Source organism: Paenibacillus sp. WLX2291 (assembly GCF_046603665.1).
GTDB lineage: Bacteria > Bacillota > Bacilli > Paenibacillales > Paenibacillaceae > Saccharibacillus.
In genome coordinates, this window is sequence record NZ_CP176755.1 from 2,262,912 (window position 1) to 2,277,121 (window position 14,210).

14 protein-coding genes are annotated in these 14,210 nt (G+C 45.1%); 10 read left to right on the forward strand and 4 right to left on the reverse strand.

Annotated features, from left to right (window positions below):
* Positions 1-132: 132 nt before the first annotated feature.
* Positions 133-762 carry a hypothetical protein gene (locus ACDE64_RS09800; RefSeq protein ID WP_411349852.1) on the forward strand — a complete coding sequence of 210 codons (630 nt, stop codon included), beginning with the start codon at positions 133-135 and terminating at the stop codon, positions 760-762.
* A gap of 180 nt (positions 763-942) precedes the next feature.
* A complete protein-coding gene (locus ACDE64_RS09805) occupies positions 943-1,683 on the forward strand; it encodes a spermidine synthase (RefSeq protein ID WP_411349853.1) in 741 nt (246 codons plus the stop codon).
* Between the two features lie 129 nt (positions 1,684-1,812).
* Here the strand turns inward: ACDE64_RS09805 and metE are convergent, their stop codons facing one another.
* The gene (gene metE / locus ACDE64_RS09810; protein WP_411349854.1) at positions 1,813-4,101 is read right to left on the reverse strand and encodes a 5-methyltetrahydropteroyltriglutamate--homocysteine S-methyltransferase; all 2,289 of its coding nucleotides are present in this window, start codon (positions 4,099-4,101) and stop codon (positions 1,813-1,815) included.
* Between the two features lie 361 nt (positions 4,102-4,462).
* On the opposite strand from metE, the gene ACDE64_RS09815 reads away from it, so the two are divergent.
* The 3 genes from ACDE64_RS09815 (at position 4,463) to ACDE64_RS09825 (ending at position 6,519) form a co-directional block, all read left to right on the forward strand.
* Complete coding sequence (locus tag ACDE64_RS09815; protein WP_411349855.1) at positions 4,463-5,065, forward strand: hypothetical protein; 603 nt, start codon at positions 4,463-4,465, stop codon at positions 5,063-5,065.
* A 123-nt stretch (positions 5,066-5,188) separates the two neighbouring features.
* The gene (locus tag ACDE64_RS09820; protein ID WP_411349856.1) at positions 5,189-6,082 is read left to right on the forward strand and encodes an NAD-dependent epimerase/dehydratase family protein; all 894 of its coding nucleotides are present in this window, start codon (positions 5,189-5,191) and stop codon (positions 6,080-6,082) included.
* A gap of 56 nt (positions 6,083-6,138) precedes the next feature.
* Positions 6,139-6,519, forward strand: a complete 381-nt coding sequence (locus tag ACDE64_RS09825; RefSeq protein WP_411349857.1) for a hypothetical protein — start codon at positions 6,139-6,141, stop codon at positions 6,517-6,519.
* Between the two features lie 3 nt (positions 6,520-6,522).
* Here ACDE64_RS09825 and ACDE64_RS09830 read toward each other — a convergent pair whose 3' ends face one another.
* Positions 6,523-7,755, reverse strand: a complete 1,233-nt coding sequence (locus tag ACDE64_RS09830; RefSeq protein ID WP_411350261.1) for an MDR family MFS transporter — start codon at positions 7,753-7,755, stop codon at positions 6,523-6,525.
* Positions 7,756-7,997: 242 nt separating this feature from the next.
* On the opposite strand from ACDE64_RS09830, the gene ACDE64_RS09835 reads away from it, so the two are divergent.
* From ACDE64_RS09835 to ACDE64_RS09845, 3 genes are all read left to right on the forward strand, one after another.
* Positions 7,998-9,464 (forward strand): aldehyde dehydrogenase family protein, encoded by a 1,467-nt coding sequence (locus ACDE64_RS09835; protein WP_411346289.1) that lies wholly within the window; start codon positions 7,998-8,000, stop codon positions 9,462-9,464.
* Between the two features lie 227 nt (positions 9,465-9,691).
* Complete coding sequence (locus ACDE64_RS09840) at positions 9,692-10,210, forward strand: VOC family protein (protein WP_411349858.1); 519 nt, start codon at positions 9,692-9,694, stop codon at positions 10,208-10,210.
* A gap of 191 nt (positions 10,211-10,401) precedes the next feature.
* Entirely contained in the window at positions 10,402-10,545 is a 144-nt protein-coding gene (locus ACDE64_RS09845) for a hypothetical protein (RefSeq protein ID WP_411346291.1), read from the forward strand.
* A 225-nt stretch (positions 10,546-10,770) separates the two neighbouring features.
* On the opposite strand, the gene ACDE64_RS09850 is transcribed toward ACDE64_RS09845, so the two are convergent.
* The gene (locus tag ACDE64_RS09850; protein WP_411346292.1) at positions 10,771-11,124 is read right to left on the reverse strand and encodes a winged helix-turn-helix transcriptional regulator; all 354 of its coding nucleotides are present in this window, start codon (positions 11,122-11,124) and stop codon (positions 10,771-10,773) included.
* Between the two features lie 371 nt (positions 11,125-11,495).
* Positions 11,496-11,735: a hypothetical protein gene (locus tag ACDE64_RS09855; RefSeq protein WP_367056988.1), complete on the reverse strand. Its 240-nt coding sequence runs from the start codon at positions 11,733-11,735 to the stop codon at positions 11,496-11,498.
* 425 nt (positions 11,736-12,160) lie between these two features.
* Between ACDE64_RS09855 and ACDE64_RS09860 the strand changes: the two genes are divergently transcribed.
* On the forward strand, positions 12,161-12,994 hold the full coding sequence (locus ACDE64_RS09860; RefSeq protein WP_411349859.1) for a hypothetical protein: 834 nt from the start codon (positions 12,161-12,163) through the stop codon (positions 12,992-12,994).
* A 202-nt stretch (positions 12,995-13,196) separates the two neighbouring features.
* Entirely contained in the window at positions 13,197-14,000 is an 804-nt protein-coding gene (locus tag ACDE64_RS09865) for an SDR family oxidoreductase (RefSeq protein ID WP_411346294.1), read from the forward strand.
* Positions 14,001-14,210: the final 210 nt, after the last annotated feature.

A 14,210-nucleotide genomic window follows, 5' to 3' on the forward strand; every position in this document is an offset into this window, starting at 1 on the left:
ATCCAGTGATTGGTTGCTAATACATGCAGGGTAATAAAGGCAGTATACGTATTTGCTGAAACTATCTATCTGTTTGCTCAATCTACCTTTCTATTAAGAAGGTCGTGTATCAAACACATTGGAGGAACGTACATGCGCTATGTACTGCTGATTGTCTGGCTTGGATTTATCGGATATGCGTTTTTACTGGCACCGGACACCGTCGGTCCTGATCCGTACTTGCGATCTTTATTAACTTTGCAATCAGATGAGCCGTCCTTGCTGGCGATGTTCACGTTGCTCGGTTTATTTCCGTTATCGTATGCGTGTCTGCTGCTGCGCACGGATGATCGTGTAGTGCCCGCGTGGCCGTTTGTGATCGGATCGTTTGCACTCGGTGCATTTGCTTTGTTGCCGTATTTTATTCTAACTGCTTCTGGAAAATGGGCAGAACGTACTCACCGCATCCGTACAGCAGATTCGATTCGCCGAAGCACCGAAGGAACGGCTACGCACTGGATTTTGCTAATACTGACTATGTTTGTGATGGGATATGGTTTGCTTGGCGGTCATGGAGCGGCATATCACCAGGCATTTGATACATCGGCATTTGTGCATACGATGACGATTGATTTTGTGATACTGACTGTATTGTCTGTCTATGCGATTCATGTGGATGAGCGTATGCAGCGTCAGCCCGCAGGCTTGGCTTGGATCGGTTTGATCCCGATTGTTGGACTATTGCTGTATGTATGGCGGACAAGAGAACCGGTACAATCGTAATAGAACATATGTCAGCAAAATCAAATATACTGGAACAGAAGGTGCCATTGCTGATATGCTCAGTGATGCACCTTTTGTATTAACTACGTCATTTATGATGCTTGAACAGCAGTCCTAACTGGATATTATCTTACTGGATACTACATATCCTATACTTGTTATGCGAAGGAGACAGCCGTCGTGAATATTTTACATCGTCAATCCAGTGCGTATGAGCAGATTATTGTGTACGAAACGGATCGACTATATGGGGAAAAGGGTCATTTTCGCGTGCTGCAATTTGCTAATACAGATGTGCAGGGAGCGCTTGATCTCAATGATCCACAACGAATCGTCTTTGAGTATCCGCGTGCGATTATTCATCTGCTGGAACATAATGTGCAGGAGCTTGAGCGGCTATACATTATCGGTCAGGGGATTGGTACGCTAGGGAATTATTTTGCCGATCGTGACGTACAGATTGCTGAGCTGGATGTAGAGGTAGCGCGTCTGAGTGTAAAATATTTTGGCTGTAACGCGGAACATATTCTGATCGGAGATGGGCGCGGCATTTTGTCGATGCAGCCGGATCAGCATTATGATGGGATCGTATTGGATGCGTTTGGCGAAACCGGCACGCCTCTGCATCTCGTTTCGATGGAATGTCTGTATCTGATGCGAAGCAAGCTACATGATTCCGGTTATATCATTATGAATCTGATCGGGCGAGGACCGAATGATAGGCGGCTTCATGCGATTTATACAACATTGTGTGAAGTGTTTGCGTATGTGCAATGCTTTCAATTGCCAGTGGAAAAGAACAGCGATGTACGAAATATCATCATGATGGCTGGTAGCGCTCCGATTCGCTACCAGCTACGTCAAATGGCAGGTTTTACGGTGATGCAGCCAGAAATAGCGTACGTTTTGTATGATGAATAGAGTCATGGCGAGGATAGTGCACAAATTGGATACTAGAATGAAAAATCGACAGCGACTGTTTGAGTCGCTGCCGATTTCTTTATATTCATAACCAATCATAGCATACCTGCATTCATCAAAACGATGAACTTATACGTTCACTTCTTGCTCCTGACCGAGTTGACGGCGAATATCGTGAGCAGCTTCAACCATCAGCTTCAGGGCGGCAACCGTTTCTGGATGTTGACGTGTTTTCAGACCGCAGTCTGGATTGATCCAGAACAGCTTCGGATCGAGAACACGCAGAGCGCGCTCAATCAATTGTACAATTTCTTCTTTTGCCGGTACACGCGGGCTGTGGATATCGTATACACCAAGACCGATTCCTTTGTCATACCCGTGCACTTCAAACGAAGAGATCAGCTCGCCGTGACTGCGTGATGTCTCAATCGAGATCACGTCTGCGTCCATCGCTTTGATTGCGTCGATAATATCGTGGAATTCCGAGTAGCACATGTGCGTATGAATCTGGGTCGTTTCTTTCACCGCAGCAGTGGAGAGACGGAAAGAGCCAACTGCCCAATCCAGATATTCCTGCCATTTGGAACGTTTGAGTGGCAGACCTTCACGCAATGCTGGCTCATCCACCTGAATCATCTCGATACCGGCAGCTTCGAGCGCCAGAATCTCCTCTGAGATCGCGCGGGCAATTTGATATGATACTTGACTGCGCGCAATATCGTCACGAACGAACGACCAGTTGAGAATCGTTACCGGACCGGTCAGCATGCCTTTTACCGGCTTGGAAGTTAGTGATTGCGCGTATTTTGTTTCTTTGACTGTCATTGGCTCGATAAAATGCACATTGCCGTAAATAACCGGCGGTTTGACGCAACGCGAACCGTACGACTGCACCCAGCCATTTTTGGTGAAAGCAAATCCGCCTAGCTGCTCACCGAAAAATTCAACCATATCGGTACGTTCAAACTCACCATGCACCAGTACATCCAGACCAAGTTCCTCTTGAATATCGATCCATTCACGGATTTCATTTTGTACGAATTGCTCATATTGCTCTGGTGTCCATTCACCGGTTCTCCATAGACGACGAGCACGACGCACTTCTACCGTTTGCGGGAAGCTTCCGATTGTTGTAGTTGGCAGCACAGGCAATTTCCACTTCTCATCATGAATACTGCGGCGCTCGTCGAAGTGTACATTACGGTCAGCACTTTGCTGCGAATCCGGCTCCAGCGCTGTACGCCATTCGGAAGAAGCAAGACGAGATACCGCTTGACGACTTTGATCCAATTCCGATTGCACAGCAGCTCCGCCAATATTGGCAGCACGAGTTAGCAGCGCCAGTTCTTCCAGCTTCTGATCGGCAAAGGCAAGTGCATCGCGCAATACTGGTTCTAGCGACGTTTCGTGAATCGTTGTTACCGGAACAAATTGTAGGCTGGCAGATGGTTGCAGCAAGATGCGGTCACGGGATACCGTTTGAGCGATCACGTTGATCAGACCCAGCTTCTCCTCCAGATTGGAGCGCCAGATGTTACGACCGTCGATCAGACCGACACCGATTACTTTATCTTCAGGGAAGCCCCAATCATCAAGGGAATTCAGATTCTGCTCCAGACCGTATACAAAGTCCAGACCAATTCCCTGTACCGGCAGATCGATCAATTTCCCGAATCCGTCCACACCTTCAAAATACGTTTGCAGCAGCAAATTGGTCTGTTTGGAAGCTTCATTGAGCTGGGTGTATGCTTCCTGCACCAGTGTCCATTCATCAGCGGATACGTCCAGTGCCAACGATGGCTCGTCGATCTGCACCCAGTTTGCGCCAGCTTGATTCAGCTCGCTCAATACTTGTGCATACAGTGGAACCAGTTTGTTCAGCCAACTAGCGAATTCGTCAGCTTCGTAGCCCTTGGATAATTTGAGGAACGTATACGGACCGAGAATGACTGGCTTCGCTTCAATACCCAGCTCTTGCTTCGCTTCCAAATACAACTTCAACGGACGGTTCTCCGTCAATTGCGGAGTCAGACCACTCAGTTCCGGTACGATATAGTGGTAGTTCGTATTGAACCATTTTGTCATTTCACCAGCTGCTGCGTCTTTCGTACCGCGGGCGATACCGAAGTATTGCTCCAATGTCACTTCGCCGCCGCTATAACCGAAACGGGATGGCACCAGACCGAATGTAACGGCTGTATCCAGTACATGATCATAATATGAGAAATCGCCAACCGGGATCAGGTCGATGCCGGATTGCTGTTGCTTGCGCAGATGATTCAGACGCAATTCCTTCATTGTGGATAAGAACGTTTCTTTGTCGCTTTTCCCACTCCAATAGCTTTCCAGTGTTTTCTTCCATTCGCGATGTTCACCGAGACGTGGGTAACCGAGGTTGCTGCTAAGTACTCTTGGCATAATTGATTCCTCCTGAGATATGAATGTGATAGCGATTCAGCATGTGATCGCTGTGGTTGCTTATGATATTACATGATCCTGTCGTAATGTGGTTATACGTTTTGGCTATACCATTTCATAGTATGGAACGATAACGAAGCCAAAACCGTGCAAACCGGGCGGTTATGTTTTGCTTTTGGAAAACCGCTCAAGCGGTGGTACACTAAGAAAGTTCAGCATTGTGATCCTCTGTTATATGCTCTTGCTATAACTGCATAGCAATTCCATGCATTTGATCGGGTTTATAACGGTTTATGAGATGAATGAGGTATATAACAGAGTCATATGCACGGAAAAGAAGAGAAAAGAAAGGGGAGCAGGAATGAGCTTTTTGTATTTTTTCTGGGGATTTTTGTGTCAGTGGGGATTAGGGCTGATCACTTCCATCTTTAGTGTGTCGGGATTGACTGGTGATTGGATTGATCATCTACCATTACTTATTGGCTATTTGTTATTTTTTATTGGATTTACCAAAATGCAGACGTTATCTCCGATACTGGGTAAAGGAAAATGGGGGGCATTGATTCTGATGGTATTATCCATCGTTCAGATGCTGATCCCTGCTGGTAATGGCATGACCAATCAGTCGCTGCTCGGAACCGTACTAACGGTCGTCGTTATTTTGCCGGAAATGTATATGATCTATCATCTATGTACTGGCATTTCGCAGATGGCGGATCATCAATTGCAACCGGATTTGCGAGATACAGCGCAAAAGCGCTGGCGTTTATTTATCTACTGTCAGGTGACAATTGTACTGGCGCTACTGACTGGGTTATTTGCCGATGTTACACAGCCGAATGCTTGGACAGTCATAACTGGAGTACTGAGTCTAATGTATGTAGTGCTGAATCTGGTTGTGTACATTCTAATGGTAACGCTAGTCTGGAAAGCACATAAGCAATTGGAACTGGAATCACAATAACACGTTTTTACTGCATGCGTATCTTAATACAGCCATGATTCGTTTACCTTGTATAGAAGCAATAGCATAAGCCAATAGACAATCACTATTGTATGCTGATCAGAACAGGGAGGATGCAAATCAATGACAAATGTACTCGTACTCGGTGGAACACGCTTTTTTGGTAAAGATCTAGTAGAATTGCTGCTGGACAAGGGAGTAGATGTCACACTGTTAACACGCGGTCAGACAGAAGATGATTTTGGGGATAAGGTGCGTCGCTTGGTGGCGGATCGTACCGATGCAACTGCGCTGCGTGAAGTGATTGGCAGTCAAACGTATGATATCGTATATGACAATATTTGTTATAACGCACAGGAAGCGCGTGAAGCAGTGAGTATATTTGCTGGTAAAGTAGGGCGTTATGTCGTTACCTCTTCACTATCCGTTTACGATTATGGCAGTACATCGCTGTCTGAGGAGCAGGTGGATACGTATCATTACGAAATCGATCCAGATCCTGATGCCAAGCTTGATTATGCAGAAGGCAAGCGGCAGGTAGAAGCTGTCTTTTTCCAGCAGGCAGATTTTCCAGTGGCAGCTGTGCGTTTCCCCATTGTGCTAGGACCGAATGATTATACGAAAAGACTCCATTTCCATGTAGGACGCATACTGCGCGGCGAGAAGATTGTGATCTCCAATCCCGATACCGTGATGAATTATATTCATGAGGAAGAAGCAGCAGCGTTTCTATACTGGCTTGGGCTGGATTGCGATCTGACAGGTCCGGTCAATGCACGCTCTGACGGCGAACTGAGCTTGCTGGAAACGATCAATCTGATTGAACAGGAAACGGGCTGTAAAGCGGTTGTATCCAGTAAAGGTGAGGAATCAGAGCAATCCCCATTTGCTGCACCGGATTCATGGGTTATGGATACATCCAAAGCATACAATGCAGGCTTCCGCTTTTACCAATTGTCTGAATGGTTCCCATTACTCGTTAGCCACGTTGCGGGTGAAGAAAAAGGTGCATTGTAATAGAGCTGAGAGAATGAGAGAGAAGAAGTGAGTTTAGGGAAATGAGGAGTTTCGACATGAAGAAAAACCGAATCAGCAATGACCTATTCGCTGGCGATGTGCCGTTAGTCGATGGAATCATCGAACAGGTCGTGCTGTTAATGGACGAGGCGAAAGTATATTTTACAACCGATAGCGGTAGCAAGGCGGTGTTTACATTTCACCAAACGCTGTCGGTGTGGGATCGTCGGTCAGCAGGGCAGGAGATTGGTGGCATGGGGACGCTGCCGATCCAATATTGCGGGTTGCTGCTACGCGAACGTTTGCTAAACGATGTACAAGCGGGTGAGCTGGAGCAGCAGACGCTGGATGATGCGTCGGTATACTCTTTTATCAATAGCTGGAGCGAGGAGCCGATTCTAGAAATCGTTGCCGCAGAAATGACAATAAGCAGCTGAATCTCAGCTGCTTTCTTTTTGCTGTCGTACAAGAAGATAACGATAAGCAGCAATGAACAACGGAATACCGGGTGCGCAACCAATCGCCAGCCATAGGAAAATAAACACACCTTGCGTCGCTCCCAGACGATCCAGCAGCATGCCACCCATAATCGGCGCCAGTACATTGCCCAGATTGTTAAACCCGATCGTAACAAAATACGTGCCTTTCCATTCCGGTTGTGCAATGCGATCAATAAACACATCAATCATCGTAAACAACAACACTTCCCCCATCGTGAACAGTATCGTTACGATCAGAAATTCAGTCAACGATGTACACATCCCGTACAGCACCAATCCGATACAGATCAGTACATTGCCTGTAATTAACGATACCGCCGGAGAGAAGTGTGATACATAGCCGATTAACGGATATTGAATCATTAGCACCGTTACCGCATTAAGCGTGAGCATATAAGCAAACCAACGACTGCCTTCACCTGCCGATAGATTTGGCAACAGCGCCATATATTGCGGCAAGGTAGAATTGAGATGCCCATAACCAAGTACCGCAAAGATCATTCCGAGCAGTACATAGCGGAATACCGAATCTTGATATACTGCCTGCATAGCCTTGCGCATAGTGATGGTCGTAGATACTTGATTGCCCTTCTGTGCAACCGCAACAGCAGGATATCGCCGAAATTGCAGTACGAGAATAAGAGAGTAGATCAGATATATCCCGCCTGCTACTAGAAAAGCCGTTCCCGAAGTGCTTGAACCCATCCATACGCCAAATAACGGTCCGACTACAATGCCGAGGTTGACCGCCGTATATCGCAGATTGAATACAAGTACCTTCTGCTCTGGCGGTGTCACGTCTGACAGCAATGCCCGTGACGCTGGTTCAAACAACGAACGACATATCCCGTTCAACATATTCAACACGAAAAACATCCACACCGCCGTCGCTCCGGCAAACGCGATCCATACAATGGTCCAGCACACAATCGCGATCAGCATGACACGCTGTCTACCTATTTTGTCCGATACATACCCGCCATAAAAGCTGGCAAAAACCCCGACCAATGAACTCACCGCAACCGTCACACCGGTAGCCGTTGGCGTTGCCCCAAGCGTAGTCGTCAAATAAATTGCCAGAAAGGGCAGACTCATGGACGTGGACATCCTTGCAAATAATGTGCCAATAATTATTGTCCAGGCAAGCGGGTGAAGGGTACGTAATGTACGTATATGCCAAACATTCAAACCTGATCCGCTCCATTATTAGAAATTTTAATGTCATTTATGCTACTCATTGTACCACTATACCACTTCAACTTCTCATCATCCTCTTACTGTTTGTCTTCCGTAATATACGGGTAAAGGATACCCAGGTGCTTTTAAAATGGTAATGTACTAACTTATAGTTATTTAATCGGTTAGCAGATAAAGATAGAGCATCGTGTGGACTTACTTTAAAGGAGGATGACATCATGACACTGGTACAATCGAAATTTGCAAAATGGAACAAGCAGTTTATCGCAGGTGAGTGGGTAGAAGGCACATCGGATAAAACGATCAAAAATATCAATCCATACAATGGAGAATTACTAGTAGAAATGAAAGCATCCAGTGAAGACGATCTGGATAAAGCGTATAAAACAGCTCATACAGCAGGTCAAGAATGGGCGAAGACCGCACCAGGCGTACGTGCACAGGTCATGTACAAAGCCGTTCAACAAATCGACGAGCGCAAAGACGAAATTGTAGAGCTACTAATCACCGAATCCGGTAGTACACGGATCAAGGCAGAACGTGAATGGATGGCAGCGCGTCGTGTTGTTGAAGAATCCGCTTCCTTCCCTTATCGGGCGAAAGGTGAGATTATTGGCTCCGATACACCAGGCAAAGAAAATCGCGTCGTTCGTGAAGCCAAAGGCGTAATCGGTATGATTGGTCCATGGAACTTCCCGCTTCATCTCTGTATGCGTTCTGTAGCTCCGGCACTTTCTCTCGGTAATGGTGTCGTCATCAAGCCCGCTTCAGACACTCCGATTACTGCCGGGCTGCTCATTGCTGATATTTTTGAAAAAGCAGGTTTGCCAAAAGGCGTACTTAGCGTCGTAAGCGGCAGTGGTAGCGAGATTGGCGATGCGTTTGTGAAACATCCAATTCCCAAATTGATTTCCTTCACCGGATCAACTGAAGTTGGACGCGGTATTGGTAAACTGGCGGGTGAGAATCTGAAAGACGTCGCGCTGGAACTAGGTGGCGATAATGCCATGATTGTACTGGACGATGCTGATATTGATCGCGCTGTTGAAGCCGCGGCATTCGGCAAGTTTTTCCACCAAGGACAGATTTGTATGGCGCTGAACCGAATCATTATCGACGATTCCATTTACGATACATTTACTGATAAATTTGTAGCCAAAGTGAAAGCATTACCATATGGCGATCCATCTGACAAACAAACAGTTGTCGGTCCGCTTATTCATGAAAAAGAAGTGGAACGCCTGCTGGAAGTGATCGACAAAGCGCAGCAGCATGGCGCAAAACTGCTGTATGGCGGCAAAGCCGACGGTAGCGTATTGCAACCAACTGTACTGAGCGAAGTGAAAGAAGACAATCCAGCTGCTCAAAAAGAACTGTTTGGTCCTGTTGCCTTACTGATTCGCGCCAAAGACGAACAAGATGCACTACGCATTATGAATAGCAGCGAATACGGATTGAGCGGTTCTGTATTCACGACCAATCTGGATCGTGGCTATCAGGTAGCACAACAGATGGAGACTGGTATGATTCATGTTAATGACCAATCTGTTAACGATGAAGCGCATGTCATGTTCGGCGGTGAGAAGGCATCCGGTGTCGGTCGTTTTGGCGGCGACTGGGCAATCGACAAATTCACACGCACCCGCTGGATCAGCGTACAGCATCAATACCGTGATTTCTTTTAACTAATAATAACAAGGTCAACACCTAAACACGAATCACAATACCAACACCAAATAGACTATTTTTAGGTTAGTTGGACATAGCTATACATCGTATTGCGATATTATGTATACCGGCAGTGCTATCCCATCGTACGGGCGTGCACTGCTGGTATTTCTGTTTTTCCCATATGCATGATTTCAAGCAGATAACATAAACATAAAACAAATAGACGAAAGGGTGGATAGGCATGACACGAGGAATTGATCATATTGGGATTACCGTACCTGATATCGAACAAGCGACTTTGTTTTTTGAACAGGCATTTGACGCGAAATTGGCATACGACAATATCGGACAAAAGGATGCCCCGCAGGAAGGCAGTGGAATTGAACAGAAATTGGGTTTGCCACAAGGAACCAAAGTGCTGCGTATTCGCATGCTGAGTATCGGTCACAGTGCAGGCATAGAACTGTTCCAATTTGTGCATACGCATCAGCAGCGTCCTGCGCTTGCGAGCGATTATGGGTTGCAGCATGCAGCATTTTATGTAGACGATATTCATGAGGCTGCTGCACGTTTTGAAGCAGCAGGTGGTGAATTGTTAAGCACGCCGTCACCACTGTCGGGAGACATTGAGAGTGGAGAAGGCAATATGTTTGTATATGGTCGTACTCCATGGGGAATGGTGATCGAATTGATCTGTTATCCGGCAGGTATTCAATATCCTTCGGATAGTGAAGCAGAGCGTTTTACACCCGATAAGTAAGTCCATAGTCTATAGTGTGGCTCACAAGCAAGACGGCAAATAGACTGTAAAAATAGGACTGTTTTAACCTTATTGTAACCTATAAAACAGTTTAATATTTCGGGGAAAAGGTTATTAATGGATACCGGAACATTTTGGCAACCATTTGCCGGAAAGAATACTTTGGCGACTGAATAAAGGGGTGAGCAGGCATGTCTATTGATCGTTTTATACTGGAAAAGCTCGGTCGGGAGGCGGATGAACATACACGTACGAATCTGTTGCGGCTGTTCATTATTCGTATTCGCAGAGCGGAAAAAATCGAAGCCGGCCGATCCAAAACACTGATCAGCTAGCAATCGCATCCTGCCACAACACTAGCAGCCTAATCCAACCACTGAACCTTATGCAACGAATCGCTCGTATCTCGTATGATGATGTTATCTATGATGGATCTATAGCAATCGCAGATCCCTTTTATATGTAGCATACGAAGAGTAAGATCACAACAACTCATACTAACGCAAAACAACCGACTTTCCCTAAGGAAGGTCGGTTATTTCTATTGTGGCAGGTTTCTGCTATTTGGCAACTTCACTATATTCGGTATCTGCGCATTGGCTAGCTGGTTGAACCCAATCTTGGGACCAATCCTGAATGCCGCGAATTACGGTTTCCAGCGCCAGACCTTTGGAAGTTAATTCGTATTCAATGCGTACAGGCGTTTCCGGATAGACATGACGAACAACCATTCCTTCATGCTCCAGATCCTTCAAACGCTCTGATAACAAACGACCGCTTACAGGAAGCGACGACTGGATCGAACAAAAGCGTTGGGGACCATTCAACAACTGATAAATGATCAGACCATTCCAGCGTTTACTTAAAATCTGCATCCCTTTTTCAAATCGGGGACAAAGCATTGATGTATCCATCTATATCACCTCTTTTGTAAACTTATTATAGCACATAATATACATTTGATACAGACTAACTTTTTGGTTATGAGATAACTTTACGGTTATTTCTTTTGAAAAGACACCAAATTACTTAAAGTTAACTTGTTCTTCATTCGGTATGTCTCCATAGTAACATAGATTTTACGTATAATTGATAGTTTGACATAAAAATGCCGAATTCCTGCTCCTATGATGGATTGACAGAAATTCGGCATTGGGATTGCATCCTATCTTATTATGTATGTTGACTCTATTCACTCAAAAACAGAAAGGGCCGTGCGGAAAATCAGTCCGGTTCCCAGGCCCGTCAATGCAACGTAATACGTATGTTCTTTCTTTGATCTAACTCAGTAAAGCGATAATGCAAGCGTATCACTTTCACGGTAAGTATGCAGGATTGCTTCGGAGCCGATAACCTCGATACTGATCACAGTGTTCAAACAGTTTTTAATCATCTTTTTGCCGTTTGTAATTTTACTCTCAAGGGTTCTGCGCAACAATCGCAATAATTTGGATACTGGCTGTGTATTATCGGCGTTAAAGTAAACGGGCACCATTTTGTCCTCTAACAGAATTGTCGTTTTCACTATTAATCACCTCATTAGTATGATAAATAATTCACAGTTAACGGTAAAGCCAATGTCGCTGTTCCTTTGGGGTTGGGGGTACTACCTATCCGCTAACTTGAGTTTATTGTAATCACCTTTCCTTAAAGAAAACTTAAAAGAACCTGATATTCACCTAAAACATTGTTCTTTTTTGATCAAGAAGACATCAAATGCTCATAAACATGGCATGATTAATAACGTCAACTTTCATTTGAAATACAGAAATATATGCGAACACTACATAACAATAGAGAAATATTTGAAAATAATTGACAAAAATAAGTCTATAGTGCTACATTTAAATGGGAAATAAGAACCATGAAACTATTTTTGATGAACGTGAATGCCCTTTTATATAGATATAAAAGCTTACATGTCATTATTGGAGGGAGAACATCCGCCATATGTTTGCCTTGGACGTTTTAAATGGCAAAAAGCTGATGCTGACGGAGAAGGAACTTTCTTTTCTGGCGGGTACGATGGGATTCAGCCGTTTATCGGGTTTGCATCCGTCATCTGTACCAGATCAGGGAGAAGAATGGATGAATGGGCTGAAACAGGTGGGTGTATCCCTGTTACAAAAAGGCTATATCAGTGGAAACGAACTGGAGAAGCTGCTTGCCTCATCACCATCTAACGATTCAGAGTCTGTTTTTGCTACTGCGTATACATGCGGTTGTTGCTTGCGGTGCAGTTTTCCAGCCAATGAACAAGAACCGGTGATACAAACACATTACTATTTAAATAAAGATGGAATTTTTGAGATTAAGCCTGCCGCAGGTATGAGTGGGCAGTACGAAATGGAACGCGCCGGCGCATTGGAGCAAGCGGATGAACTGGTATTGCAGCCATTGCAATTAAATTGTTATCCAGCTGCGGAGATGCCAGCATTATCCTTTTCGAGACAATGGTTTGATGAGCATGTCCATCTGCGAGACTTGTTATATTTGCCGGAGATGACTACAGAACTATTTGCCATGACTGGCGATGAAGAAGGAGCAGGGCTATTTGCAGGTGTGATTGCCGATAATCGTCTCTATGCAGAATTGCAATTTGCCTGCTGGACGGAAGAAGGCTGGTCAAGACAGCACGCAGTACTATTAGCAGATGACAATACCAATTGGATTGTAAGGCAGCTGAATCGTCAGGAAAGTGATTGGGTGATCGCGGTACCATTGGATCGCGAACATTTTCATACGATTTTGCTAGATTGGATGGAGCAGTCAACCAACAGATAAGGTATAGCATATTGAAAAGCTGAAAAGCCGGATTGGGAATTTTACTAACCGATCCGGCTTTTTGCTGTGAATCATTGATCATTTTCGATTAAATACCGTTCAATTATGTAGGATTGTGATTATAATGGTAACGGTTTGGGGTAATTGTTGGAGCGAGATAATTAGCATTTGCCATTAACTCATCCGAAGGAGTGAAATAAATATGGAACAAACCATCAATCCGCAGCGTTTTGCAGGACAGGTTGCCTTTATCAGCGGTGCAGGCTCAGGAATCGGCCGCGCAAGCGCACTCCGATTTGCCGCTCATGGTGCAAAAGTAATTATTTGCGATGTATCCGAAGAGCGCATTCGTGAGACAGAGGATGAGATCAATCATGTGTATCCTGACTCTGCCAAAGCTTTTGTTGCTGATATTGCTGATGAAGAACAGGTTAAGGCAGCGGTACAGCAAGGAGCGGAACATTTTGGCAGTTTGGATATCGTATTTGCCAATGCGGGTATCAATGGAACAGTAGCACCGATTGACAAGATTGGTTACGAAGACTGGCAGCGTACTATTAATACGAATCTGGGCGGTACCTTTCTGACTGTCAAATATGCGCTTCCCTATATGAAAGAACAGGGCGGTAGCATCGTAATTACTAGCTCCATCAATGGTAACACGACATTTGCTAGCTTCGGGATGTCAGCGTATAGTTCGTCCAAAGCAGCGCAGGTCGCTTTTGCCAAAATGGCAGCGCTGGAACTGGCGCAATTCCGTATTCGAGTCAATGTGATCTGTCCAGGTGCGATCTCTACCAATATCGATCAAAGTACCGAACGCAATGAACTGGTGGAGAAGATTGCCATTCCGATCGAATTCCCGAATGGACGTCAGCCGTTAGCAGGGCAATCCGGTTCGGTCGACAATGTAGTGGATCTGGTTACGTTCCTGTCTTCATCCGAAGCTTCTCATATTACAGGAGCACAGATTGTCATCGATGGCGCAGAATCACTGCTTTGTTAATTGATTGATTTGTTACTGTGTGTTGCTAATATATGTATATCATAATGATTGAAATGGACATCGTCTGACTGGCATAAACATAATCCGTTGTGAAGCGCAGAATCCTTTACACAATTGTTTCATCACATAACTAACTATAAGTCGAACGTTCTACCTGTTATTGGCAGGAGAATCGTTCGGCTTTTTCATTCTGTTGATTATTGGAATGAA